Here is a 23,873-nt window from a genome sequence, read left to right on the forward strand (position 1 = left end):
GTCCATGATTTCCTTCGAGAGGGACCCGATGAAGAAGTTCGCCATCACGGCTTTCGCTGCTGCCGCTGCGCTTTCGCTCGCCGCCTGCGGCAAGTCCGACGATGCCTCGCAGGAAGCCGCGCCCGACAACGTCGAAATGCCGGCTGACGATCTTCCGGCGGTTGAACCTTCCGCCGCCGCGCCTGCGCCGCAAAGGGAAGTCGCCCCCGCTGCCGATGCCTCGCAGGCTGCACAGAGCGCCGAGGATGCCGCCAAGAGCGCGGCCGACAGCGCAGTTTCGGCGGCCGAGGCTGCCCGTGCGGCCGCCGCCGCAGCGGAAACCGGCACCGACAAGCCCGCCGCTCCGCCGCAGCAGTAAGCGCGTCCGATGCGGGGGGCATTGGCTGCCGCGCTTCTGGTGCTGCCACTGGGGCTGGGCGCGTGTTCGAAAGACACCGACCCCGGCCCCGGCGGCACCACCGTGGGCGAAGCCAAGGCGCTCGACAAGGCGGCCGAGCGGCTCGAGGCGCGCCCGCGTCCCCCGCTCGACGAAGCGACCGTGCCCGCCGACCTCGCCGCGATTCCCGGCGTTGCGGCGAGCGATCAGCCCTGAGCGTCAGGGTTTTCGCATCAAGGCTTTGGCGTCAGGGCTTGAACGTCAGTCGAACGATACCTTGCCGCGTCCGGCCTTGATCGCGCCGCGCTTCTTCTTGCCTTCCAGCCGCGCCGTCTTGCCCACGCGGTTGAGCCGCGACTTGGCGCGCCTTGCCGGCAGGTTGCACGCTTCGCGCAGCAGGTCGGCCAGCCGCTTGCGCCCGTCCTCGCGGTTCTGTTCCTGCGTGCGATAGCTGCGCGCGGTCAGCACGATCTCGCCCTTGGCGGTCATCTTGGACCCGGCGAGGTCCTTCAGGCGATCGAACACCTCGGGCGGCAGGCGCAGCGCAAAGACGTCGAGCCGCAGCTGCGCCGCCGTCGCCACCTTGTTCACGTTCTGCCCGCCCGGTCCCGCCGCGGCGATGAAGCTCTCCTCGACCAGCGCCATGGCCCGGCCGACCAGGGCATCGGCATCGATCACAGCGTGAAACCGAGCGCCCTGAAATCGTCAGGGATCGGCGCGTCGGCCACGACCGGCGGCTTGCCGTCGCGCGGCACTTCGAGCCGCAGAGCGTGGAGCAGGGTTCGCCCGGTCCCGTCACCATCTCCATAGACCGGATCGCCGACCAGCGGCTGGCCCAGCCCTTCCAGCGCATGGACGCGGATCTGGTGGGTGCGGCCGGTTTCGGGCCGGAACTCGACCAGCGAAAGGCCATCGTGTTGGGCCAGCACCTTCCAGTGCGTGCGCGCGGGCTTGCCCTTCTTCGCCGCGATCATCCGCCAGCCGTTCGCCGCCGAGCTGATCTTGGACAGCGCCAGGTCGATCGTGCCGTGCTTCAGCTCGAACGTCCCCTGCACCACGCCGAGATAGACCTTGGTCACGCTGCGCGCCTCGAACGCCGCCGAAAAGCGCTTGAGCGCCTTGGGGTTGCGCGCCAGCAGCAGGCAGCCAGAAGTATCCCGGTCGAGCCGGTGCACCGGCGCCGGCGCACGCTGGAAGCCGAAGCGCAGTTCGTCGAGGTAATCGTCGAGGCTCACGCCCCCGGCGCGCGGGGTATCGAGCGGCAGGCCTGCCGGCTTGTCGATCACCAGCGCTTCGCCGTCTTCGAACAGGATCGGGAAATCGATCACGCCACCGCTCCTGCAATGCGCCGCAGCGCTTCATCGAGCCGCGCGTCGTCCGCGGCGAAGGAAATGCGAAAACCGTCGCGCCCGCCAAACGCCGAGGCCGGCACGATCGCGACGCCGTGTTCGAGCAGGTGCATCGCCAGCGCGTCGTCATCGCCGAAGCGGGCCATCAGGGGCGCGGCATCGACCATGCAATAGAACGCGCCGTCGGGCACCGGCGCCGCAAGGCCCGGAATCGCGTTGATCGCCGCCACCACCCGGTCGCGCCGCACGCGGAAACGCTCGCGCCAGTCGGCCAGGAAATCCTGCGGCCCGGCGAACGCGGCCACGGCGGCGGCCTGGCTGATCGAGGCGGGATTGCCCGAAGAATGCGACTGCAGCTTGGCCATCGCCTGGATCAGCCACAGCGGCCCTGCCGAAACGCCGATGCGGAAGCCGGTCATCGCGTGGCTCTTCGACACGCCCGAGACCGTCAGCACCCGTTCGGCCAGGTCCGGACATTCCACCGCCAGCGTGGCGTGCGCTCCTTCGACATAGCGCAGCGGGGCGTAGATATCGTCGCTCATCGCCAGCACGCGCGGATGGCGGCGCAGCACCTCGCCAATCGCTCGGATTTCCTCGGCGGAATAGGTCGCGCCGGTGGGATTGCCGGGGCTGTTGAGCAGCAGCCAGCGCGTGGCAGGCGTGATCGCCGCCTCGAGCTGCGCCGCGCTGATGCGAAAGCCGCTTGCCGCTGTCGTCGGCAGGTCCACCACCGTGGCGCCGGCAAAGCGCACGATCTCGGGATAGCTGACCCACCACGGGCTCGGCACCAGCACTTCGTCACCGGGATCGAGCGTCGCCAGCAGTGCGTGGAAGATCGCCTGCTTGCCCCCCGCGCTGACGATCACCTGCGCGGGCGGGACGACCAACCCCAGGTCCCGCTCGAAATGGAGCGCCGCCGCCTTCCTCAGCGCCGCCGTGCCGGCCACGGCGGTGTAGCGCGTGTCGCCGGCATCGAGCGCCTGCTTGGCCGCCTCGATCACGTGCGCGGGCGTGGCGAAGTCGGGCTCACCCACCGACAGCGAGATTACGTCCTTGCCCTCGGCGCGCAGCTCCATCGCGCGGTCGGTCATGGCCGTGGTGCGCGAAGGCGCAATGCGCGAAAGCGCGGCGGAAAGCGGATGGGACATGGTCTTGCGTTACTCGCCGTGGAACCGCGCCGGGCACAGCCCGCGCACGGCGTTGCCGACGAAGAACCCGCCGGAAAGATCTTCAAGGGTCAGGTCGGCCTCTTGCGCGCGGCCTTCTTCGATCAGGCTGCGCCGCAGGACACCCGGCAGCAGGCCCGACGCGGCGCGCGGCGTCAGCAGCCGGCCGTCGCGCTCCACGAACAGGTTGGTGAAGCTGCCTTCGGTGACAAGGCCGTCGTCGCGCACCAGCACGGCTTCGCCGGCCCCGGCGCGCCTGGCCACCTTGAGCGCCTCTTCGTAAAAGCCGCGATCGCTCGACTTGTGGCGCAAGCGCCAGTCGCCGCTGGAAACCGGCAGCGGCAGCGCGATGCAGCCGACCGGGCCGGCAAACGGCGCCGGCATGGCGCCCGCTTCCAGCGCGTACGCCCCGCCGCGCGCAATCACGAGCCGCACCTTCGACGGCGCTTCCAGATCGAAGCACAGCGCATGGATCGCGTTGCGCACGGCGTGTCGGTCGAACGTGAAGCCCAGCTCCGCCGCACTCGCCTTGAGCCGTTCGAGATGGAGTTCCAGCAGCGCGATCCCGGCGACGGGATCGAACGCCATGGTCTCGATCAGGTCGGCACTGCCCGCAGAAAGACGCAAGAAACTCCCCTTCACCACGCATTCGCGCCACTCGCGCGCTGGGGTTGAATCGGCCACGAGACCGGATCCGACCCCCATGGTGGCGCGACCCCCCTGGGCGCCCCCGTGATCGGGGACGAGACGTAGCGTCCGAATTGCCACATTGAACGCCGCATCGCCAGTGCTGTCCAAACGGCCCACCGCACCGCAGTAGTTTCCACGCGCGTCGCGCTCGACCGCGTCGATCAGCTCCATCGCGCGGATCTTGGGCGCGCCGGTGATCGATCCGCAGGGAAAGATTGCCCGCAGCAGGTCCGCCGCACTCCGGTCGGGCTGCAACTGCGCCCGCACCGTGGTCACCATCTGGTGGACCGTAGGATACGTCTCGACCGCGAAGGGTGCCTCCACCCGCACCGATCCCGGCTCTGCCACGCGCGACAGATCGTTGCGCATCAGGTCGACGATCATCAGGTTTTCGGCGCGGTCCTTGGGGTTGGCGGCCAGTTCCTCGCGCAGCGCTTCGTCTTCGGCCACATCGCGCCCGCGCCGCGCGGTGCCCTTCATCGGCCGCACGCTGACCGCGCCATCGCGCAGCTTGAAGAACAGCTCGGGCGAAAACGACAGGTGCCAGTGCGCCCCGTCCCAGATCAGCCCGCCATAGCCCGCGCGCGCATCGGCCCGGATCGCGGCGTAGATCGCCAGCGGATCGCCGCTCCACGTGCCGCCAAGCGGAAAGGTCAGGTTCGCCTGGTAGATGTCCCCGGCACGGATCGCCTGGGCGATCCGGTCGAACGCGGCCCCATAACCCCCCGGCGATACCTGCGGATCGAGCGGCCCGAGCCGGCCCGAGCCTGCCGATTCCTGCTTCAGCCAAACCTCAACTTCGCTTGAGGTCATCTCCAGCCACGTGGAAAACCGCGCAAACCACACCAGCGGCCCCGCCGCACCCGTGCGCCGTGCGGCCAGCGGCTGCAATCGCGGTTCGAGCGCGAGCCCCGCTTCATAGGCGATGAATCCCGCCCATTCGCCCGGCGTCGCGGCAATCCGCTCCAGCGCGGGCAGCACCTCGTCGGCACGGCGCGCGACGACGATCTCCTGCGCGCCGGTATAGAGCCGCGAAGGACTGGCGCCCTCGGTGCGGGCATCGTCGAGCAGGATGAAGGGTGCGCGCATGGAAACAGCCGCGCGCTTTAGCGGCTCGCGCGCACCGATGCAAAAGCGCGATCCGGCCGCTGCCCCAAGGGCCGGACAGGGACGTGCTGCCCGATCCGGCCCTTCTTCCCCGTTTGCAAACGCCCGCGCGCGACCTAAACCTCCATGGTGACGGCAGTGAAGGACTGGGACTGATGGGCGAGATCGTGATCGGGCTGGGCGCGGACGGACAGCAGCAGGTGCTGCGGCTCGATCGGGCGAACCGCCACGGGCTGGTGGCGGGCGCAACCGGCACGGGCAAGACGGTGACGTTGCAGGGCATCGCCGAACAGTTCAGCCGCGCCGGCGTGCCGGTGTTCCTGGCCGACGTGAAGGGCGATCTATCCGGCATCTCGATGCCCGGCAGCCCCACCTTCAAGAACGCCGACAAGCTGGAGGCGCGGGCCAAGGAAGTCGGCATCGCCGACTACGCCTATGCTGATAACCCGTCGGTGTTCTGGGACCTTTATGGCGAAGCCGGCCACCCGATCCGCACGACCATTTCGGAAATGGGCCCGGTGCTGCTCGCCCGCCTGCTCGGCCTCAACGAAACGCAGGAAGGCGTGCTCAACATCGCCTTCCGCTATGCCGATGATAACGGACTGCTGCTGATCGACCTTGCCGACCTGCAATCGGTGCTGGTCGCCTGCGCCGAAGCGGCAAGCGAGTTGGCGACGAAATACGGCAACGTATCCAAGGCCAGCGTCGGCACGATCCAGCGCCAGCTGCTCGCCTTCGAAAGCCAGGGCGCGGACCGCTTCTTTGGCGAACCCGCGTTCGAGATCAACGACTTCCTCAAGCTCGACGACCAGGGGCGCGGCATGGTCAACGTGCTCGCCGCCGAAAAGCTGATGCAGAGCCCCAAGCTCTACGCCACGTTCCTGCTCTGGCTGCTGTCCGAACTGTTCGAGGCGCTGCCCGAAGTCGGCGATCCCGAAAAGCCAAGCCTCGTGTTCTTCTTCGATGAAGCACACCTGCTGTTCGACGATGCCCCGCAGGCGCTGTTCGACAAGGTCGAGCAGGTCGTCCGCCTGATCCGGTCGAAGGGCGTGGGCGTCTACTTCGTCACGCAGAACCCGATCGACATTCCCGAAAAGATCGCAGGGCAACTCGGCAACCGCGTGCAGCATGCCCTGCGCGCGTTCACCCCGCGCGACCAGAAGGCGATCCGCGCGGCAGCGGAAACCTTCCGCATCAATCCCGATCTCGATGTCGAAAAGGTGATCACCGAGCTGAAGGTGGGCGAAGCGCTCGTTTCCACGCTCGATGCCGATGGCGCGCCGGGCGTGGTCCAGCGCACGCTGGTGGCGCCGCCGCGTTCGCGGCTTGGCCCGGTCACGCCCAAGGAGCGTGCGGTGATCCAGTCGGTCAGCCCGTTCGACGGCAAGTACGACACCGCCGTCAACCGCGAAAGCGCCGCCGAAGTGCTGGCGCAGAAGGCGGCCGATGCAGCGGCGGCGGCGAAGCAGGTGGAAGAACAGGGCGAAGTCGCCCAGCGCGGTGCCGCGCGCCAGAGCCCCAGCCTGTGGGGCAAGGCGGGCAAGGCCGCCGTCGGCGCGGTGGCAAGCTCGGCAGGCGCGGTGATCGCGGCCGAGATCATGGGCAAGAAATCGCGCGCCTCGCCGGTGTCCTCGGGCCTTACCGCGGTGGTCGGCACGGTCGCCACGCAGATCGGCGGCGCCGCCTTCGGCCGCTTCGCGCGCGGGCTGCTCGGCGGCTTGCTGCGGTAGATCGCGCTACGACAAAGGAAGCCGCAGTTCGGCGGTAAGCCCGGCAATCCGCCCGCTGCCGACCTGCCCGCCTTCGGGGCGGTTGATCAGCATCAGACTGCCGCCGTGCTGTTCGGCAATTGCGCGCGCCAGCGCAAGGCCCAGTCCCGCGCCGCCGGTGGCGCTGTTGCGCGATGCTTCCAGCCGGGTGAACGGCTCCATCATCCGCGCGATGTCGGGATCGGGAATGCCGGGGCCATCGTCCTCGATGCGCAGCACCGCATGGCGCCCGTCGCGCGCCAGCGAGACGCGCGCCCTGGTGCCATAGCGCAGCGCGTTGGAGACGAGGTTGCGCAGGCCCCGGCGCACCCAGGTGGGGCGCAGGCGCAGCACCATGCGCTCGGTCTCGCCCAGTTCGACGTCCTCGCCCATGTCCTCGTATTCGCCCACCACATCGGCGACGAGCGCGGACAGCTGCGTGCTTTCAACGGGATCGGTCGGGCGGCCGACGCGGGCGAGCGAGAGGATGTCGTCCAGCGAGCGGGTAATGTCCTCGATCGTTGCCGCCATCCGCGCGCGCTCGGCATCGTCGTCCACCGCCTCGATCCGCACGCGCAGCGCGGCGAGCGGGGTCTTCAGGTCATGGCCGATCGCGCCCAGCATCACGTCCTTTTCGTCGAGCAGCGAGACGATGCGATGTTCCATCGCGTTGTGCGCGTCGATCAGCCGCTGCACGTCCTCGGGCCCTTCGGGCGCCAGCTGCCCGTCGATCGAACGGTCCGCGGCGAAGCTTTCCACCCGGCGAGTCAGCGCCTTCAATGGCCGCGCGATGCGGCGCAGGATCAGGGCGGTGGCGCCAACCAGCGCGATGTAGATGAACACCGTCTGCAGCGCGATCGACATCAGGATGCGGCGTTCGTCGGCAGGGACCATCACGCGGGCCACCAACCAGCGGCCGTCGGACTGGCGCAGCGCAGCGATCGCCAGGCGTGGCGGATCTTCGCCGCTGTCGGCCAGCGGTCCTCGCCGGCTGCGCATGTACCACCGGCCGATGAGAGGATCGGCCCAAGGCCGGCGCTCCAGCACCACCACCTGCGGGGCCGTCACGCCTTGCGCTTCCAGCATGTCGTGCAGCAGGCTTTCGGCATCGCTGCGGCGGCGGTCGGTCGCGGCGGGGGCGAAGTTCGGCTCGACCGTCAGCCGCAGGCTGCGGGGCAGGCGAAACAGGTCGTTCGGCGGACGACGCAGGCGCGCCTCAGGATCGCCCGGCAGCGTCGGCGGGCCCGCCCGCCTTGCCCGGGGCGGTCCGGCGGGGGGGCCATCGAGCGGTCCTCTTCCATCGAGACCCGGTAGGCCTTCGGGCCGGGGGGCACCATCCGGAGGAGGAGGCCCTTCTGGCGGCGCCTGGCCGAGCAGGCGGAAGGCGAGCCCGCTGACCATGGCATTGATGTGCCGTTCGCGCTGCGCCCGCCAGATCAGCCCGGAGGAGAGGCCCTGCGCCACCAGCAGCGCCAGCGCGATGGCCAGCAGCATCTGGCCCTGCAGGCTGCGCGGCCAGATTGGCAGGGCACGCACCCGGCGCGCGACGTTTGAAGCAAGGCCGATCACGGGACGCGCGATCAGTCGGTCGCCGGGCGCTTGCGCACTTCGGCGGCCAGCATGTACCCCCCGCCCCAGACGGTCTGGACGAGCTGGGGATTGCGGCTGTCCACCTCGATCTTGCGGCGCAGGCGGCTGATCTGGTTGTCGATCGCGCGGTCGAACAGGTGCGCTTCGCGGCCCTGCACCATGTCGAGCAGGCGGTCGCGGTCGAGCACCTGGCGCGGATGGTCGAGGAAGGCGAGCAACAGGCGGAACTCGGCCGAGGAAATCGCCACGACGGCGCCTTCGGGATCGGTCAACCGGCGCTTGAGCGGATCGAGGCACCAGCCTTCGAACTCGTAGACGAAGGCGTCGCTGGTCTCGGCTGGCTGGCGCGAGGCGCGGCGCAGCACGCTGCGGATGCGGGCGACCAGTTCGCGCGGATCGAACGGCTTCACCACATAATCGTCGGCGCCGATCTCCAGCCCGACGATCCGGTCGGTCGCTTCGCCACGCGCGGTGATGAAGATGACCGGAAGGTGCCGCGCCTCCACCAGATGGCGGCAGAGCGAAAGGCCATCCTCGCCCGGCATCATGATGTCGAGCAGGGCGATGTCGGGCAGCCCCTCGGCCAGACGGCTGCGCGCTTCCGCCGCGGTGCCGGCCTGCGTCACGGCGAACCCCTGGCGGCCAAGATAGTCCGCCAGGGGTTCGCGCAGGGCCGGTTCATCGTCGACAAGCAGGACACTGATGGGCGTGGTATCGTTCATCGCACCGGCTTATCGCATTTCCCGCAGCAGATCACTCTCCCGGGGGCGGGGGCGGCATGTCGCCCATTCCGCCCATCGGTTCACCGTCGCGGGCGCGCGGACGCATCGCCTGGAAGGCGGCGCGGCGCTCCTCGCGCGTGATCTTGCCGTCGTGATTGGTATCGACCTTGTCGAAGTGCGCCTTCACCGCGGCATCGTATTCCGCCCGGGTGACGACGCCATCCTTGTTGGCATCGGCCATCATCGCCACCATCGGCCCACCCATCATGTCGCCGCCAGGACCGCCATGGCCGGGTCCGCGCATGCCGCGGTGGCCGCGCATCGGGCCATCGGGTCCGCCAGCCATCGGGCCACCGGCACCAGCAGGAGGTGGCGGCGGAGCCCCGGGTTCGCCGCGTCCGGGGCCATCCATCGGCCCCTTCATCGCGCGATGGTGGGCAACGAATTCGTCGCGGCTGATCGATCCGTCATGGTTGGTGTCGATCTCGTCGAACTTCTTGGCCAGCTTCGCGTCGCGATCGGCCTGGTCAAGCTTGCCGTCGCCGTTGACGTCGAGCTTCGTCCACATCTCGTCGGCCTTGGCCTTCGCTTCGGCCCAGGTCACTTCGCCATTGCCGTCGGCATCGGCGCGCATCGGGCGGGTCTTGCCATCGGGCGCGGCGGCATAGAGGGCACCAGCGCCCAGCAGCATCGCTGCGGCGGACAGGCCCAGGGCATATTTCTTCATGGTCATCGGCTTCGGTCCCCAAGGGAAGAGGGAGGAAGCTGCAGCAGGCGGCGCCGGGGCGGCGGCCGAAGGGGGAGTGTCCGCCTGCCCTACCGTACAGATGGGGGAGTGGGACCGACCGCTGCAGCTTCCTTGAAAACCGATATAAGCACCGCTTGTCGCGCAACTATGCCGCGAGCCCATCGATTTTGTCGCAGTTTGTCGCGCGATGCGGCGCGCCTTACCCCATGACGAAGGCGTTGAGCTTGTTGCCATCGGGATCGCGGAAGTAGGCGGCATAGAACCTGTCGCCATCGCCGCGCGGACCCGGAGCGCCCTCGCACGAGCCGCCGTTGGCGAGCGCGATGGCGTGAAGCCGGTCGACCTGCGCCTTGTCCTTCGCTTCGAGCGCGACCATCACGCCGTTGCCCACGCTGGCCGGCTGACCATCGTACGGCAGGGTCAGGCCGATCCCGGCGCCACCGTCGGGCGTGCCCCAGGCGATCGCGCCGGCCCATTCCATCATCCGCCCGGTGCCGAGCTCGGCGGCGATGGCGTCATAGAACACCGCACCGCGGGCAAGATCGCTGGTGCCGAGAGTAACGTATCCGATCATCGTGGTTCTCCCTCATGTCCGCCCGACTCGCTGCGGTGGACGCCATGATGGAGAACATATCACGAACATCTTCACTCGCAAGCCAGTTCAAAGCGGCGCGCAGGCCGCCTTCAGCCAATCGAGATCGGCGCCGGAAAGCTGCGGCGAGAGCAGTTCGAACGTGCGCGCGTGATAGGCATTCCACCAGTCGCGCTCCTCGCGCGTCAGCAGGCTTTGGTCCACCAGCGCGCGCTCGATCGGCACGTGGGTCAGCGTCTCGAAGCCATAGAATTCGCCCTCGGCGCCAGCGATCTCGCGCCGTTCGACCAAGATCAGGTTCTCGATGCGGATGCCGTATTCGCCGGTCTTGTAGTAGCCGGGCTCGTTCGACAGGATCATGCCGGGCACCAGGTCCTGCCCGGTGCCGGCCTGCCCGCCCGCTGCCTTGGCGATGCGCTGCGGCCCTTCGTGCACCGACAGGAAGCTGCCGACGCCGTGGCCGGTGCCGTGCGCGTAGTCGAGCCCCGCTTCCCACAGGAACTGGCGCGCAAAGGCGTCGAGCTGGCTGCCCGCGGTGCCCCGAGGGAACACCGCGCGGGCGAGCGCGATATGGCCCTTGAGCACGCGGGTGAAGCGGTCCTTCACCTCCGCCGGGGGTGCACCGGGGCCGATCCATACGGTGCGCGTGATGTCGGTGGTGCCATCGACGTACTGCCCGCCCGAATCGACCAGGTAGACGCTGTTGGGCTCGAGCGCGCGGTTGGTCTCCTCGCTGACGCGGTAGTGCACCACCGCCCCGTTCGGCCCCGCGCCCGAGATCGTGTCGAACGAAAGGTCGCGCAGCAGCCCGCCCTCGGCGCGGAACGCCTCCAGCTTGTCCGAGGCGGAAAGTTCGCTCACCCCGCCCTGTGGCGCGGTCGTCGTCACCCAGTGCAGGAAGCGGGCCACGGCAGCGCCATCGCGTTCCTGCGCCGCCTTGTGCCCGGCCTGTTCGACCGGGTTCTTGATCGCCTTGGGCAGCACGGTGGGATCGGTCACCGCCACCACGCTGGCGCCCGCGCGTTCCAGCGTCTCGAAGATCGCGGCCACCGCGCGCTCGGGATCGGCGGCCACCTTCTTGCCGGCCAGCGCCTGCAGCGCGGGCACGAAGGCATCGCGCGGGGCGATCCGCACGGCGTTGCCGAGGTGCGCGACAAGCTCCGGCGTCACCTTTTCGGGCGCGATGAACAAGTCGGCGGTGCCATCGGCATGGGCCAGCACGAACGAGAGCGCGACCGGCGTGCGCTCGACGTCGCTGCCGCGCACGTTGAGCAGCCAGGCGATCGAATCGAGCGCCGAGATCACCACCGCATCGACCTTGTTGTCGGCCAGCCATTCGGCCACGGCGGCGCGCTTTTCATTGCCCGATTGCCCGGCGTGGGCATCGGCATGGACCAGCGCGGGGGCGAGCGATGGCGCGGGCTGGTCTTCCCACACCGCGTCCACCGGATTGCCTTCGACCGCGACGAGCTTGCCGCCGTTCGCGCCGAGCGCCTTGGCCACGCCACCCGCCCAGCCCTTCGAATGGAGCCACGCGTCATACCCGATGGTCGCACCTTCGGGCGCGTTCTGCGCCAGCCACGCCGCCACCGAGGTCTGCGGCACCGACTGGTATTCCCAGAAGCGCCCGTCGACCTGATCGCGCACCTGCAGCGTATAGCGCCCGTCGACGAAGATCGCCGCCTTGTCCTTGAGGACCACGGCGGTCCCCGCCGAACCGCCGAAGCCGGTCAGCCAGGCGAGCCGCTGGGCATAGCCGCCGACATATTCGCTCATGTGTTCATCGGAAATCGGGATAACGAAGCCGTCGAGGCCGCGCGCCGCCAATTCCTTGCGCAGCGCATCGAGGCGGGCTTCGTGGGTGTGCATCAGCATGGGTCTTGTCCTGTGCGCAAATGTCGTTCGCCTTGCGGGCGTGATGCGGGGAACATAGATGCGAGGGATGGAACAAACCACCCCTGCAACTCCGCCGGCCACTCCGCCAATCGCGCCCAAGAAGCCGTCGAGCTTCACCCGCCACGGCATCACCGTGTCCGACGATTACGCTTGGCTGCGCGATCCGGGCTATCCCAAGGTCGAGGACGCGGAGGTGCTCGATCACCTCAAGGCGGAAAACGCCTGGTTCGAAGCGCGGATGCAGCCGCACCAGGGCACGATCGACGCGCTGTTCACCGAAATGCGCGCGCGCGTGAAGGAGGCCGACAAGTCCGTGCCGCAGAAGGACGGCGATTTCCTCTACTGGATCGAATTCGAGGAAGGCGCCGAATACAAGAAGTGGTGGCGCCGCCCGGTGGGCGCGGCGGACGATGGCAGCGCCGACGAACTGATCCTCGATGAAGTCGCGCTCGCCGCCGGCCACGACTATTTCCGCCTCGGCGCGATCTCGGTCTCCAACGATGGCAGCAAGCTTGCCTGGAGCGTCGACGACAACGGCTCCGAACGCTTCACCGCGCGAATCAAGGTGATCGCCACCGGCGAAGTCCTGCCCGACGTGATCGAAGGCACCAATTCGGGCCTGATCTGGGTCAAGGGCGACAGCGGCCTCGTCTATTCGCTCGCCAACGAGAACTGGCGCACCGACAACGTCCGCCTGCACTGGCTCGGCCAGCCGGTCGATCAGGATGTCGAACTCTATCACGAAGACGACGAAGGCTTCCGCGCCGGCGCCGCGCTGTCCGCCAACGAAAAGTGGCTGATCCTGTCGACCGGCGATCATGAAACCAGCGAAGTGCGGCTCGTCCCCGCCGACGATCCGCTGGCGCCGCTCAAACTGGTCAAGGCGCGGCAGGCAGGCGTGGAATACGATGTCGACGTGCGCGACGACACGCTGTTCGTCCACACCAACGACACCCACGAAAACTTCCGCCTCGCAACGGCACCGCTTGCCGCGCCCGGCGAATGGACCACGCTGATCGAAGGCAGCGACGATTTCTACCTGACCGGGTTCGACCTGTTCCGCGATTTCTACGTCGTCGAGGGCCGGGTGCGCGGGCTCGACCGGATCGAGGTGCGCTATTACGACGATCCCGCCCGGATCGAGCCGATCACCTTCCCCGAAGCGAGCTACGAGGCGAGCCTTGGCGACAATCCCGAATGGGCGGTCGAAAAGCTGCGGGTGAGCTATGAATCGATGGTCAGCCCGGCCTCGGTCTATGACTACCACGTCGCCGACAAGTCGCTCGAACTGCTCAAGGTGCAGGAAATCCCCAGCGGCTACGATGCCTCGCTCTATGAAACCGCGCGGCTCGAAATCACGGCGCGCGATGGCACGCGCGTGCCGGTCTCGGTGGTCTGGCGCAAGGATCGCGCAGAGGGTGGCCCGCTCCACCTCTATGGCTATGGCGCCTATGGCATCGCCATTGGCCCGGGCTTCTCGACCACGCGGCTCAGCCTCGTCGATCGCGGCTTTGCCTATGCCATCGCCCACATCCGCGGCGGCGACGACCTCGGCCGGCGCTGGTACAAGGACGGCAAGCTCGACAAGCGCACCAACACCTTCAACGATTTCGTCGACGTCGCGCGCGGCCTGATCGATCGCGGCTTCACGCAGGAAGGGCGCATCTCGATCTCGGGCGGCTCGGCCGGGGGCGAGCTGATGGGCGCGGTGATCAATTCCGATCCGCACCTGTTCGGCGCGGTGGTGGCGCACGTGCCTTTCGTCGACGTGCTCAACACCATGCTCGATGAAAGCCTGCCGCTCACGCCCGGCGAATGGCCCGAATGGGGCAACCCGATCGAGGATGCCGCCGCGTTCGAGCTGATCCGTGCCTATTCGCCCTACGACCAGGTCAAGCCGCAGGCCTACCCGCCGCTGCTGGTCACCGCCGGATTGAACGATCCGCGCGTTACCTACTGGGAGCCCGCCAAGTGGGTCGCGCGGCTGCGCGAACTGAAGACCGACGACAACGAGCTGCTGCTCAAGACCAACATGGGCGCCGGGCACGGCGGCAAATCGGGCCGCTTCGAAAGCCTGAAGGAAATGGCCGAGGAGTTCGCCTTCGTGCTGTGGCAGCTGGGCGTTCCGGCCTGACCGTAATGAGCAACCGCCACACCCTGACCTTCACCGCGTTGCCCGAACACATCGACGTGATGGGCCACGTCAACAACGCGGTGTGGGTGCAGTGGATGGAAGCGCTCGCCGTCGCCCATTGGGAGGCGGTGGCGCCGCCAGAGCACCAGGCCGCCTATGTCTGGGTCGTGACCCGGCACGAGATCGACTATCGCGGCAACATCGGCGAAGGCGAAAGCGTGACGGCTGAAACCTTCATCCCGCACGCGCCTTCGGGTGCGCGGTTCGATCGCTGCGTCGAATTCCGCGATGGCCGGGGCAAGGTGATCGTCGCGGCGAAGACCACCTGGGCGCTGCTCGACAGGGCCAGCGGCCGGCTGCTGCGCGTGCCGGCCGACGTCGCCGCACCGTTCCTGCCCGAGGCAAGCTAGCCGGCGGCGGCCGCAGCCATGGGCGCGGGCGGCACGAAGGCGATCATCCGTTCGCGCATCGTGCGATTGCGGCCGAGCCGTTTGGCTTCATAGAGCAGGCGGTCGCAATGCGCGTAGAGCGCGTCGAAATCAGCGGACAGGTTGCCGCGTGGATCGTGTTCGACCAGCCCCATGCTCGCCGTCACCACCCGGTCCAGCCCCGGCAGTTCGGCCGCGACGCGCGCGCTGATCGCGCGGCGGCGGCGCTCGGCGCGCTCGGCCGAATCGCTGCCGCGCAGCAACAGCATGAACTCCTCGCCCCCCAAGCGCACCGCGCGGGTATCGCCATCGCCCGAAAGCGCGGTTGCCGCCGCCTTGAGCACGGCATCGCCCATGGCATGGCCGTGCAGGTCGTTCACCGCCTTGAAGTGATCGAGATCGAGCACCGCCATCGTACGGAAACCGCTGGCGAACAGGTCGGCGAAGCGCTTCTCGATCGAACGACGGTTCCACAGCCCGGTCAGCGCATCACGACCGGCGACGCCCTCCATTTCCAGCGCCAGCGCAGTCGCGCGGTCACGCTGCAGGCGCAGGTCGAGCAGGCGGCTGAGGATGCCGAGCGAGCTGACCAGCACCTCTACCGCCAGCGCCAGCTGCTGTGCCGCCACCGAGTTGGTCGGCTGCGCATCGGGCGAGACATAGCGCGCGATGCGATAGACCGCGACGAGCAGCGCGGGCGTCCAGCCCACGATCTGGTACCACACCAGCGAGCTTCCCCGTCGCCAGGCCTCGATCATGCTGGCCATGATCAGCAGGATCGACAGCCCCATGCCGAGATAGAGCTGCATCGTCGAATAGGGTCGCAGCGCGTCCAGTGGCAGCGCGGCGACCAATCCGCAGCCAAGGGTGAGCAAGGCGCCCAGCCGGATGGCAAGGCCCACACGCGGCCCCAGCATGCCCGGCTCGACGAAGGTCGCGCTGAACATCAGCGCGCTCGCCCCCATCACGCTGTAGCACACGCACGATATCGCGCCTTCGACGAAGATCGGCAGCTCGCCCAGGATGTGGAAGAAGCCCGTGCCCATCAAGGCCTGCACCAGCATCGAGAAGATCAGCAGCGCGTGCCACACCACATAGGGCTGGCGCAACACCACCCAGTAGCCCCCAGCCATCAGCAACGGCACCGCCAGCATCCCGCAGATCGCGGCAACCGCCACGATCTCGCCCAGCGACCAGCCGGTCCCTGCGGGCAGCGTGTCGAGCCGAGCATCGCTCGCCAGCGTCTTCGACCAGGGCCCGACGATCCGCGCAACCACGAAGCGGCTGTCCGGGCCGACCGGCGGCAGCGCGGCGGCGATCATCGGCCCCACGCCCATGTGGTGCGTTTCGGCGGCGGTGTAGCGCAGCGCGCGACGGCTGCCGTCCGCGTCGACCACCCACAGGTCGATTCGCTCGAACGTGACCGCGTGGGAGACGAATCCTGCCGGCCGCGGTGCGGCCTGGTCAGGCTTCAGCCGGAAGCGGACGAAAATGACGTCGCTCGCAATGCTGTAGTGGTCGTCGGTGCAGATCCACCGGCTTTCCGCAAATGCTGCAAAGTCTTCGCCCAGCGCGGCATTGGCGTGGCAGATCTGCTCCACGGGAACCGTGGCGGCCTGCGCCGGCAAAGGCATGGTCAGCAGCGCGCAAAGCAGCACGATCGTGCAGGCGATGATGCGCCTCCACCCTCGTTCATCCCGCTTTGACTTCGATGCCATGGCGTCCTGATAGAACGCCAAGTCTTATTCCAAGTTAAATTACATAAGTAAATCTGCGTAGTGGGCGAAGTCGTAGCCGAGTTCGCGGGCCACTGCTTCGTACGTCACCTTGCCGCCATGGACATTCAGGCCCGCCGCCAGATGGGCATCGCGGCGCAGCGCTTCCTTCCAGCCGAGGTCGGCAATGCGCAGCGCGTGCGGCAGGGTCACGTTGTTGAGCGCGTAAGTGCTGGTGCGCGCGACCGCGCCCGGCATGTTGGCCACGCAATAATGGACGATGCCATCGACGATGTAGGTCGGATCGGCATGAGTCGTGGCGTGGCTCGTCTCGAAGCAGCCGCCCTGGTCGATGGCCACGTCGACCAGCACCGCGCCGGGCTTCATCGTGCCGAGCATTTCGCGCGTCACCAGCTTGGGCGCAGCGGCCCCGGGGATCAGCACCGCGCCGATCACCAGATCCGCCTCGGCCACGGCGGCGGCCAGGTTGGCGCGGTTGGAGAAGCGGGTCTTGGCGCGCGATTCGAAGTGGATGCCCAGCCGCTCCAGCACATCGGGATCGCGGTCGAGCACGGTCACGTCCGCGCCCAGGCCCGCCGCCATCTGCGCCGCGTTGAAGCCGACCACGCCGCCGCCGATCACCGCGACCTTGCCCGGCAGCACGCCCGGCACGCCGCCCAGCAGCACGCCGCGCCCGCCGTGCGCCTTTTCCAGCGCGGTGGCGCCCGCCTGGATCGACATGCGCCCGGCCACCTGGCTCATCGGCTTGAGCAGCGGCAGCGACCCGTTGGGGCCGGTCACCGTTTCATAGGCGATCGCGGTGACGCCCGACTTGACCAGATCGGCGGTCTGTTCCGGATCGGGCGCAAGGTGGAGGTAGGTATAGAGCACCTGGCCTTCGCGCAGCATCGCGCGCTCGACCGCCTGCGGCTCCTTGACCTTCACCACCATTTCGCAGCCATCGAACACGGTCTTCGCATCGGGCTGGATCTTGGCGCCGGCCGCTTCGTAGTCCGCATCGCTCGCGCCGATGCCAAGGCCCGCGCCCGTTTCGACCCACACCTCGTGCCCGTGCACCACCAGCTCGCGCGCGCTTTCGGGCGTCAGCCCGACGCGGTATTCGTGGTTCTTGATCTCGCGAACGGTGCCGACACGCATGGGTTCTTCTCCGCAAATCCTTCGTGCGGGAAGGATACGCGCAAGCCAGTGCAATGTTTCACCTCATTGGGGCTTGCCGAAGGGGCCAATCGGGAAATATCGTCGCACATCGACCCTCAATCGGGAAAAAAGTGCGTGGAGCGTGCCGACATTGCCTTGATCGAAGCGCTGCAGCGTGATTCGTCGCGTTCCATCGCCGATCTTGCCGAAGCCATCGCCCTGTCGCCCTCGGCGTGTCACCGCCGCATCCGCGCGCTGGAAGAAAAGGGCGTGATCGAAGGCTACGCCGCGCGGCTCGATCCACGCCGGCTGGGCCTCAGCGTCGAAGTGTTCGTCGAAATCACGCTGACCAGCCAGAGCCGCGAAGCGATGGACCGCTTCGAGCGCGCGGTCGGCGATTTCGACGATATCCTGGAATGCCACCTGATGAGCGGCAGCGCGGATTACCTGCTGCGCGTCGCCGCTGCCGATCTCGAACAGTACGATGCCATCCACCGCGATTGCCTCGCCCGCCTGCCCGGCGTGTCGGCCATGCGGTCGAGCTTCTCGCTGCGGCGGATCAAGCGCTTTTCCGGCTATCCGGTGCGGCGCGGCTGACGCCCGCGCGGCGCGGCGCCGTCTGCGTGCGCACGCGGGGGCGCGGCGTGCCGCCGCTGTCGAGCAGGCGCAGCGGCGATCCCGGCTCGTCCATCGCGTATTGCGCGGCAACCTGCTTCTTGAACGCCTCGATCGCGGCCTCGTCGTTCAGGTGGGTGACCGAAAAGCGGTGCAGCACCATGTCCTCGGACACGTCGACCAGCGTCAGCGTGCGTCCGCTGGCGGTTTCAGCCAGGCGGCTGACGTTGAAGCCGTCGGCCAGGTACCACGCCTCGCGGTCCCAGCTGACGATGCGGCGCTCGCAATAGCGGCAGGTGGAAAGGTGCGAACCGTCCTCGTCGTGCTCCATCCAGCGTTCGGGGCGGTGCGTGCGGGTGAACCAGCACTGGGTCAGGGCTTGCATGGCGCGGAAGGCTCCCGGGCTTGCTCTGGACAGGATGGATCGGCCCGCCGGCTGGAGACGGAGGAAGAACAGGACGCCGCCGCGCCGATCCATACCCAAGAACGGCGCGCCCCGGAGGTGGTTAAGGGCGGGGGTTAAGGCAAATTGGCGAGTTGAGGTTAAGGGCGGGTTGGCACTGCACCGAAGCCCGCGCCGCCCCCGTCACAGCGGATTGCCGTCCTTGTCGCGGTAGATGTCGCGGCGGCCGACGTGGTTGGCCGGGCCGACGAAGCCGTCGGCTTCCATGCGCTCGATCCATTTCGATGCGGTGTTGTAGCCCACGCCCATCTGGCGCTGGATCCAGCTGGCCGAAGCCTTCTGGCTTTCGAACACCAGCTGGCACACCTGCCGGTACTTGCGCTCTTCGGGATTGTCGCTGGCGGTCGCGTCGAGATCGTCGAAGCCGAAGCCGCCGTCTTCGGGCTCCTCGGTCACCGAGTCGACGTATTCCGGGCTGCCCTGCCCGCGCCAGTGGTTGGCCACCTTCTCCACCTCCTCGTCGCTGACGAAGGGGCCGTGGACGCGCTTGATCGGGTCGGTCGCGGGCTTGTAGAGCATGTCGCCCTTGCCCAGCAGCTGTTCGGCGCCCTGTTCGCCCAGGATCGTGCGGCTGTCGATGCGGCTGGTCACGGCAAAGCTGATGCGGGTGGGCAGGTTGGCCTTGATCACGCCGGTGATGACGTCGACCGACGGGCGCTGCGTCGCCATGATCAGGTGGATGCCCGCCGCGCGGCTCTTTTGCGAAAGCCGCTGGATCAGGACTTCGATTTCCTTGCCCACGGTCACCATCAGGTCGGCCAGCTCGTCGACGATGACCACGATCTGCGGCAGCACCTGGTAATCGAGCTGCTGTTCCTCGAACAGCTCCTCGCCGGTATCGGGATCGAAGCCCACCTGGATGCGGCGGCCCAGCGGCTTGCCCTTCGATGCCGCGGCTCGGACCTTCTCGTTGAACCCCGACAGGTTGCGCACGCCGATCGAGGACATCTGGCGATAGCGCCGCTCCATTTCCTCGACCGCCCACTTCAGCGCACGCACCGCCTTGGCGGGTTCGGTCACCACCGGCGAGAGCAGGTGCGGGATGTCGTCGTAGGATTTCAGCTCCAGCACCTTGGGATCGACCAGGATCAGGCGGCACTGCGCCGGGGTCAGGCGATAGAGCAGCGACAGCAGGATGCAATTGAGGCCCACCGACTTGCCCGAGCCGGTGGTGCCGGCGACGAGCAGGTGGGGCATCGTGGCAAGGTCGGCGACGATCGGATCGCCCGAAATGTCCTTGCCCAGGATGATCGGCAGCAGCGCCTTGGAGCTGGCGAACTTCTCGCATTCGACCAGCTCGCGGAACGAGACCATGTCGCGCACCGCGTTGGGCAGTTCGATGCCCATCACGGTGCGGCCGGGAATGGCCGAAACGCGCGCGGAAATCGCGCTCATGTTGCGGGCGATGTCGTCGGCAAGGCCGATCACGCGGCTCGCCTTGGTGCCGGGCGCGGGCTCCAGCTCGTACATGGTGATGACCGGGCCGGTGCGCACCGCGGTGATCTCGCCCTCGATCTTGAAGTCGCCGAGCACGTTTTCGAGCAGGCGCGCGTTCCTTTCGAGCGCGAGCTTGTCGATCTTGGGCTGGGCGCTGGGCGCGGGTTCTTCGAGCAGGCCGGTCGATGGCAGTTCGAACTTGTCGAACAGGTCGCCCTGGCGCAGCTTGGCCCCGCCGGCGAGCGGGGTGGGCGCGGCCGGGCGGCTGGGATCGGTGATCTCGGTCGGGCGGCGCGGCGCGGCATCGGCTTCGGGCGCGGCGAGGATCGCGGGCGCTTCGGCGGCCTTGGCCTTGCGCGGGCGGGCGGGCGTGGTCAGTCCCGCCTCGTCGGCGGGCACGACGCTGGCGGGCGCACGGCGCAGCAGCGACGGGATGGTGAGCAGGCGCTGCCATTCGAAGGCGAAGACGCGGCTGAGGAAGAACACCCCCACGCCGAACGCGGCGAGCGCCAAGGCGAGGATGATCCACCCTTCGACCGCGGGGACGAGGTGCGAGACGGTGCGGATCGCCGCGGCGCCGACAAGGCCGAGCAGCCCGCCGACGCCCGCCGGCAGGGTTCCCCCCGGCGCGGTGAAGGCGAGCGCGAGCGTGGTGCCGATCAGCGCCATCGCGATCGCGAGGTTGAGCGCAAGCCGCCACCACGCGGGCTCGGCCTCGAGCTCTTCGTCCTCGTCATCGACGCCATCGTCGATCAGGTCGCCCGCGGCATCCCACAGGCGGCGCGCATAGACATAGAGCAGCGGCAGCAGCAGCCCGCCGGGCAGGCCGAACAGCATCAGCACGCGTTCCGCCGCCCAGGCGCCGGGCAGGCCCATCCAGTTTTCGACCGGGCTGCCCGATGCGGTGCTGCCCGAAGGATCGGTCTGGGTATAGCTGGCGAGCGCCAGCGCCAGGAACACCATCGCCGCGAACAGGGTCGCCCCGCCGATCAGTTCGGCACTGCGGCGCAGGCTGCGGCGCAGGATCGAACGCCAGTCGCCGCGCGGGCCGGAGGAGCCCGATCCGCCGCGCGCGCGGGATGCCCCCGCAGGTGATAGTGCCCGGCTTGCCATTGCGATCCCTTCCGTCCCTTGCGGAACATAATGCGCCCGAAGCGGGGTCAGCGTCAAGAATCCAGCGGATTCCGCAAAAGATTCCAATACGGTTAGGGCGCGTCAGGCGAGCCCGTCGATCGCCGCCCAACCGTGGACGGCAAGCCGCTTCGCCCGCTGCCGCGTCATCCCGCCCAGCGCCAGCACCGGCAAGGGTGCAAGGCGCGCCAGCAGGCCGAAGCGCACCGGGCCGAGCACCAGGCCGCCGGGATGGGTGCGCGTGGGAAACACCGGCGAGAGCAGCACCGCATCCGCGCCGGCGCGCACCGCCTGCCCGATCTCGCGCAGCGAATGCACCGTGGCAAAGCGCAGGCCGCGCCGGGGCAGGGTGGGCGCTGCGCCATACGTCCCGTCGATCCGCCAGCCGCGCAAGGGGCGGCTCGCCAGCACGACGATGCCGCGCGCGCGGCATAGCCGGGCGAGCCGTTCGAACCGTGCGGCGCGTTCGCGCGGCGGCAGGTGATAATGGCGGAAGACGAACCCCGCCCCCCGGGGCAGGCGGGCAATCGCGCGTTCGAGCGCGGCATCGTTGCGCGCATCGGACAGCAGCAGCAGGCGCGGCGGATCGGCGGGAACGGGGTGGCGGGCGGCCATCGCTTCGCTATAGCACCGCGCCATGGACACGCCAGCAAGCTCGCCCGCCCTTTCGCCGCTCGACCCCATCTCTCCGCTTGATGACGTCCGCGCGCGCATCGCGCAAAGCTGCCGGATCGCCCGGCGCGCGCCCGAAGGCGTGACGCTAGTGGCGGTGTCGAAGACCAAGCCGGCCGAAGCGGTGCTCGACCTTGTCGCGCAAGGGCAGCGCGTGTTCGGTGAAAACCGCGTGCAGGAAGCACAGGCCAAGTTCCCCGCGATCCGCGAGGCGCACCCCGACGTTGCCGTCCACCTCGTCGGCCAGTTGCAGTCGAACAAGGCCGAGGACGCGGTGCGGCTGTTCGATGCGATCCATTCGCTCGACCGCCCTTCGCTGCTGACCGCGCTCGCCCGCGCGATGGACAAGGTGGGGCGGCAGGTGCCGCTGTTCGTGCAGGTCAACATCGGCGCCGAAGAGCAGAAGGGCGGCTGCGCGATTGCCGACCTGCCCGCGCTGCTCGATCAGGCGCGCGCCGCGCAGCTTCCGGTCGAAGGGCTGATGTGCGTGCCGCCCGCCGGGATCGAGGCAGCGCCGTTCTTCGCGCTGCTCGCCAAGCTTGCCGCCGACCACGGCCTTGCCGGCCTGTCGATGGGGATGAGCGACGATTTCGAGACCGCGGTGCTGCTGGGCGCCACCCATGTGCGGGTGGGGTCCGCATTGTTCGGCGCGCGCAACGGCTAGCCCGGCGGCGCGTGCCGTGGCCGACGGGATGGTTAGCGCCGGTTAAAGCGCCGACTCCGCATTGGTCGGGGCAATCGCTTAATCACCCTCTGGTCGTTTGCCGCTAGGTGCGAAGCAGGTCGACAAAGGATTTCCCCGAGGTGAGCACCATCCGCGCGCAGCAGGCGGCCAAGGAAGCCGTGCCCGAACTGTCGCACACGTGGCTGTTCGTCGTGCACTTCACGTCGGTCCTGCTCCTGGTGCTGTGCACGGGCGCGGTGGCCTACCACAACTACCAGGACAACGACGGCGCCTCGACCCTGCTCGCCTATTCCACGGTCGGGCTGACCCTGGCGCTGGCGCTCCAGTTCCTGCTGCACGTGCTGGCGATGCGGACACAGAAGCGCGAGAGCGCGAACCGGTCCGAGATCGCCGATTCGCGCTGGCAGACGGCCGAGCTGTTCGCGATGACCGACATGCTGCAGGCCGCCGAAACCTACGACGATGCCGGCGCCGTGCTGATGGCCACCGCGCGGCGGCTGCTGCCCAGCTACGGCACCGCGCTCTATGTCTTCAACAATTCGCGCGACCGGCTCGACCTGGCGCGGGCGTGGGACCTTCCCGAAGGCTATATCGCGCCCGAAACGCTAAGCCCGCACAACTGCTGGGCGCTGAAGCGCGGAAAGCCGCAGATCAACGTGCCCGCCAGCGGCACGCTGTGCTGCGCCCACCATGCGAGCCAGGCGGCCACCATCGAAATTCCGATGATGGCCTGCGGGCAGGTCCACGGCCTGCTGATCCTGCTGCCGACCGAGCAGGACGACGCCTTCGACCGGCTCGTTGGCGTGCGCCGCCTGGGCCGTGCGCTGGCCGATTCGATGTCGCTCGCGCTGTCGAACATCGCGCTGCGCGAAAAGCTGCGCACGCAGTCGCTGCGCGATCCGCTGACCGGCCTGTACAACCGCCGCTACATGGAAGACGCGCTGGAACGCTTCGTTTCGCTCGGCGCGCGTGGCGGTGGCAGCACCGCGGTGATCATGCTCGATCTCGACAACTTCAAGCATCTCAACGACGAACACGGCCATGCCAAGGGCGATGCCGTGCTGCGCGACGTCGCCGCGCAGATGGTCGGCGCGCTGCGCCCCACCGACGTGCTGTGCCGCTATGGCGGCGAGGAGCTGCTGGCGATCCTGCCCGACTGCAGCCTTGAAGATGCCGCCGACAAGGCCGAGCTGCTGCGCGAGCGGATCGAACTGTTGAGCGAAGTCCACGCCTGCGCGATCAGCGCCTCGCTCGGCGTGGCGGCGGTGCCCGAAGCGGCGACCACCGCGTCGGACGTGGTGCCGATCGCCGATGCGGCGCTCTATGCCGCGAAGAAATCGGGCAAGAACCGCGTCGTCTGCGCCGAACGCCGCGCCGGCCGCGAAGGCAACGCCACGCCGCGCCTTGCGGTGACCGGCGGGCGCTGAGGCCCGCCTCCCGCTAGGCTGCAG

The 23,873-nt window shown here is 68.5% G+C and carries 22 protein-coding genes; 8 read left to right on the plus strand and 14 right to left on the minus strand.

Annotated elements, in window-relative coordinates; all coding sequences use genetic code 11:
* Positions 1-28 precede the first annotated feature (28 nt).
* Together AACH40_RS17015 and AACH40_RS17020 are read left to right on the plus strand one after the other, a co-directional pair.
* Positions 29-358, plus strand: a complete 330-nt coding sequence (locus AACH40_RS17015) for a hypothetical protein (protein ID WP_169495261.1) — start codon at positions 29-31, stop codon at positions 356-358.
* A 9-nt stretch (positions 359-367) separates the two neighbouring features.
* A complete protein-coding gene (locus AACH40_RS17020) occupies positions 368-592 on the plus strand; it encodes a hypothetical protein (protein WP_338643422.1) in 225 nt (74 codons plus the stop codon).
* A gap of 45 nt (positions 593-637) precedes the next feature.
* Here the strand turns inward: AACH40_RS17020 and arfB are convergent, their stop codons facing one another.
* Genes arfB through pabB form a run of 4 tightly spaced genes read right to left on the minus strand, consistent with a single transcriptional unit; the run spans position 638 to position 4,670 of the window.
* A complete protein-coding gene (gene arfB / locus AACH40_RS17025) occupies positions 638-1,021 on the minus strand; it encodes an alternative ribosome rescue aminoacyl-tRNA hydrolase ArfB (RefSeq protein ID WP_422394912.1) in 384 nt (127 codons plus the stop codon).
* A 29-nt stretch (positions 1,022-1,050) separates the two neighbouring features.
* Positions 1,051-1,701, minus strand: a complete 651-nt coding sequence (locus tag AACH40_RS17030) for an RluA family pseudouridine synthase (RefSeq protein ID WP_422394913.1) — start codon at positions 1,699-1,701, stop codon at positions 1,051-1,053.
* Positions 1,701-2,873: a pyridoxal phosphate-dependent aminotransferase gene (locus AACH40_RS17035; RefSeq protein ID WP_338643425.1), complete on the minus strand. Its 1,173-nt coding sequence runs from the start codon at positions 2,871-2,873 to the stop codon at positions 1,701-1,703. The genes AACH40_RS17030 and AACH40_RS17035 overlap by 1 nt, the downstream gene beginning before the upstream one ends.
* 9 nt (positions 2,874-2,882) lie before the next feature.
* Positions 2,883-4,670 (minus strand): aminodeoxychorismate synthase component I, encoded by a 1,788-nt coding sequence (pabB, locus tag AACH40_RS17040; RefSeq protein WP_338643426.1) that lies wholly within the window; start codon positions 4,668-4,670, stop codon positions 2,883-2,885.
* A gap of 173 nt (positions 4,671-4,843) precedes the next feature.
* On the opposite strand from pabB, the gene AACH40_RS17045 reads away from it, so the two are divergent.
* Positions 4,844-6,418, plus strand: a complete 1,575-nt coding sequence (locus AACH40_RS17045) for a helicase HerA-like domain-containing protein (RefSeq protein ID WP_338643427.1) — start codon at positions 4,844-4,846, stop codon at positions 6,416-6,418.
* Between the two features lie 6 nt (positions 6,419-6,424).
* Here AACH40_RS17045 and AACH40_RS17050 read toward each other — a convergent pair whose 3' ends face one another.
* The 5 genes from AACH40_RS17050 to AACH40_RS17070 form a co-directional block, all read right to left on the minus strand.
* Positions 6,425-7,930, minus strand: a complete 1,506-nt coding sequence (locus AACH40_RS17050) for a sensor histidine kinase (RefSeq protein WP_338646147.1) — start codon at positions 7,928-7,930, stop codon at positions 6,425-6,427.
* Positions 7,931-8,016: 86 nt separating this feature from the next.
* A complete protein-coding gene (locus AACH40_RS17055; RefSeq protein ID WP_169495255.1) occupies positions 8,017-8,748 on the minus strand; it encodes a response regulator in 732 nt (243 codons plus the stop codon).
* Between the two features lie 31 nt (positions 8,749-8,779).
* A complete protein-coding gene (locus AACH40_RS17060; protein WP_338643428.1) occupies positions 8,780-9,481 on the minus strand; it encodes an EF-hand domain-containing protein in 702 nt (233 codons plus the stop codon).
* 214 nt (positions 9,482-9,695) lie between these two features.
* Positions 9,696-10,070, minus strand: a complete 375-nt coding sequence (locus AACH40_RS17065) for a VOC family protein (protein WP_338643429.1) — start codon at positions 10,068-10,070, stop codon at positions 9,696-9,698.
* Between the two features lie 87 nt (positions 10,071-10,157).
* Positions 10,158-11,957: an aminopeptidase P family protein gene (locus tag AACH40_RS17070; RefSeq protein WP_338646149.1), complete on the minus strand. Its 1,800-nt coding sequence runs from the start codon at positions 11,955-11,957 to the stop codon at positions 10,158-10,160.
* A 73-nt stretch (positions 11,958-12,030) separates the two neighbouring features.
* On the opposite strand from AACH40_RS17070, the gene AACH40_RS17075 reads away from it, so the two are divergent.
* Entirely contained in the window at positions 12,031-14,118 is a 2,088-nt protein-coding gene (locus AACH40_RS17075; protein WP_338643430.1) for a S9 family peptidase, read from the plus strand.
* A gap of 5 nt (positions 14,119-14,123) precedes the next feature.
* Positions 14,124-14,528, plus strand: a complete 405-nt coding sequence (locus AACH40_RS17080) for an acyl-CoA thioesterase (RefSeq protein ID WP_338643431.1) — start codon at positions 14,124-14,126, stop codon at positions 14,526-14,528.
* Here AACH40_RS17080 and AACH40_RS17085 read toward each other — a convergent pair.
* Together AACH40_RS17085 and ald are read right to left on the minus strand one after the other, a co-directional pair.
* On the minus strand, positions 14,525-16,264 hold the full coding sequence (locus tag AACH40_RS17085) for a diguanylate cyclase (protein ID WP_338643432.1): 1,740 nt from the start codon (positions 16,262-16,264) through the stop codon (positions 14,525-14,527). The two genes, AACH40_RS17080 and AACH40_RS17085, sit on opposite strands and share 4 nt — an antisense overlap.
* A 39-nt stretch (positions 16,265-16,303) precedes the next feature.
* Positions 16,304-17,419 carry an alanine dehydrogenase gene (gene ald / locus AACH40_RS17090; RefSeq protein ID WP_169495249.1) on the minus strand — a complete coding sequence of 372 codons (1,116 nt, stop codon included), beginning with the start codon at positions 17,417-17,419 and terminating at the stop codon, positions 16,304-16,306.
* A gap of 135 nt (positions 17,420-17,554) precedes the next feature.
* On the opposite strand from ald, the gene AACH40_RS17095 reads away from it, so the two are divergent.
* Positions 17,555-18,016, plus strand: a complete 462-nt coding sequence (locus AACH40_RS17095) for an Lrp/AsnC family transcriptional regulator (RefSeq protein ID WP_169495248.1) — start codon at positions 17,555-17,557, stop codon at positions 18,014-18,016.
* On the opposite strand, the gene AACH40_RS17100 is transcribed toward AACH40_RS17095, so the two are convergent.
* The 3 genes from AACH40_RS17100 to AACH40_RS17110 form a co-directional block, all read right to left on the minus strand.
* Positions 17,979-18,419: a hypothetical protein gene (locus AACH40_RS17100; RefSeq protein WP_338643434.1), complete on the minus strand. Its 441-nt coding sequence runs from the start codon at positions 18,417-18,419 to the stop codon at positions 17,979-17,981. The two genes, AACH40_RS17095 and AACH40_RS17100, sit on opposite strands and share 38 nt — an antisense overlap.
* Before the next feature lie 201 nt (positions 18,420-18,620).
* On the minus strand, positions 18,621-21,047 hold the full coding sequence (locus AACH40_RS17105; protein WP_338643435.1) for an FtsK/SpoIIIE family DNA translocase: 2,427 nt from the start codon (positions 21,045-21,047) through the stop codon (positions 18,621-18,623).
* A gap of 102 nt (positions 21,048-21,149) precedes the next feature.
* The gene (locus AACH40_RS17110; protein WP_338643436.1) at positions 21,150-21,704 is read right to left on the minus strand and encodes a thiamine phosphate synthase; all 555 of its coding nucleotides are present in this window, start codon (positions 21,702-21,704) and stop codon (positions 21,150-21,152) included.
* On the opposite strand from AACH40_RS17110, the gene AACH40_RS17115 reads away from it, so the two are divergent.
* Together AACH40_RS17115 and AACH40_RS17120 are read left to right on the plus strand one after the other, a co-directional pair.
* Entirely contained in the window at positions 21,703-22,401 is a 699-nt protein-coding gene (locus tag AACH40_RS17115; RefSeq protein ID WP_338643437.1) for a YggS family pyridoxal phosphate-dependent enzyme, read from the plus strand. The two genes, AACH40_RS17110 and AACH40_RS17115, sit on opposite strands and share 2 nt — an antisense overlap.
* Before the next feature lie 140 nt (positions 22,402-22,541).
* Entirely contained in the window at positions 22,542-23,849 is a 1,308-nt protein-coding gene (locus AACH40_RS17120) for a GGDEF domain-containing protein (RefSeq protein ID WP_338643438.1), read from the plus strand.
* Positions 23,850-23,873: the final 24 nt, after the last annotated feature.

It is taken from the genome of Novosphingobium olei, from assembly GCF_037076535.1.
Classification (GTDB): domain Bacteria; phylum Pseudomonadota; class Alphaproteobacteria; order Sphingomonadales; family Sphingomonadaceae; genus Novosphingobium; species Novosphingobium olei.

Coding starts and splice junctions, on each gene's coding strand:
- AACH40_RS17075 (WP_338643430.1), top strand. CDS start 12,031: ATGGAACAAACCACCCCTGCAACTCCGCCGGCCACTCCGCCAATCGCG.
- AACH40_RS17070 (WP_338646149.1), bottom strand. CDS start 11,957: ATGCACACCCACGAAGCCCGCCTCGATGCGCTGCGCAAGGAATTGGCG.
- AACH40_RS17080 (WP_338643431.1), top strand. CDS start 14,124: ATGAGCAACCGCCACACCCTGACCTTCACCGCGTTGCCCGAACACATC.
- AACH40_RS17050 (WP_338646147.1), bottom strand. CDS start 7,930: ATGCTGCTGGCCATCGCGCTGGCGCTGCTGGTGGCGCAGGGCCTCTCC.
- AACH40_RS17065 (WP_338643429.1), bottom strand. CDS start 10,070: ATGATCGGATACGTTACTCTCGGCACCAGCGATCTTGCCCGCGGTGCG.
- AACH40_RS17100 (WP_338643434.1), bottom strand. CDS start 18,419: ATGCAAGCCCTGACCCAGTGCTGGTTCACCCGCACGCACCGCCCCGAA.
- AACH40_RS17045 (WP_338643427.1), top strand. CDS start 4,844: ATGGGCGAGATCGTGATCGGGCTGGGCGCGGACGGACAGCAGCAGGTG.
- AACH40_RS17085 (WP_338643432.1), bottom strand. CDS start 16,264: ATGGCATCGAAGTCAAAGCGGGATGAACGAGGGTGGAGGCGCATCATC.
- AACH40_RS17060 (WP_338643428.1), bottom strand. CDS start 9,481: ATGACCATGAAGAAATATGCCCTGGGCCTGTCCGCCGCAGCGATGCTG.
- arfB (WP_422394912.1), bottom strand. CDS start 1,021: ATGGCGCTGGTCGAGGAGAGCTTCATCGCCGCGGCGGGACCGGGCGGG.
- AACH40_RS17020 (WP_338643422.1), top strand. CDS start 368: ATGCGGGGGGCATTGGCTGCCGCGCTTCTGGTGCTGCCACTGGGGCTG.
- AACH40_RS17035 (WP_338643425.1), bottom strand. CDS start 2,873: ATGTCCCATCCGCTTTCCGCCGCGCTTTCGCGCATTGCGCCTTCGCGC.
- AACH40_RS17105 (WP_338643435.1), bottom strand. CDS start 21,047: ATGGCAAGCCGGGCACTATCACCTGCGGGGGCATCCCGCGCGCGCGGC.
- AACH40_RS17055 (WP_169495255.1), bottom strand. CDS start 8,748: ATGAACGATACCACGCCCATCAGTGTCCTGCTTGTCGACGATGAACCG.
- pabB (WP_338643426.1), bottom strand. CDS start 4,670: ATGCGCGCACCCTTCATCCTGCTCGACGATGCCCGCACCGAGGGCGCC.
- ald (WP_169495249.1), bottom strand. CDS start 17,419: ATGCGTGTCGGCACCGTTCGCGAGATCAAGAACCACGAATACCGCGTC.
- AACH40_RS17115 (WP_338643437.1), top strand. CDS start 21,703: ATGGACACGCCAGCAAGCTCGCCCGCCCTTTCGCCGCTCGACCCCATC.
- AACH40_RS17110 (WP_338643436.1), bottom strand. CDS start 21,704: ATGGCGCGGTGCTATAGCGAAGCGATGGCCGCCCGCCACCCCGTTCCC.
- AACH40_RS17015 (WP_169495261.1), top strand. CDS start 29: ATGAAGAAGTTCGCCATCACGGCTTTCGCTGCTGCCGCTGCGCTTTCG.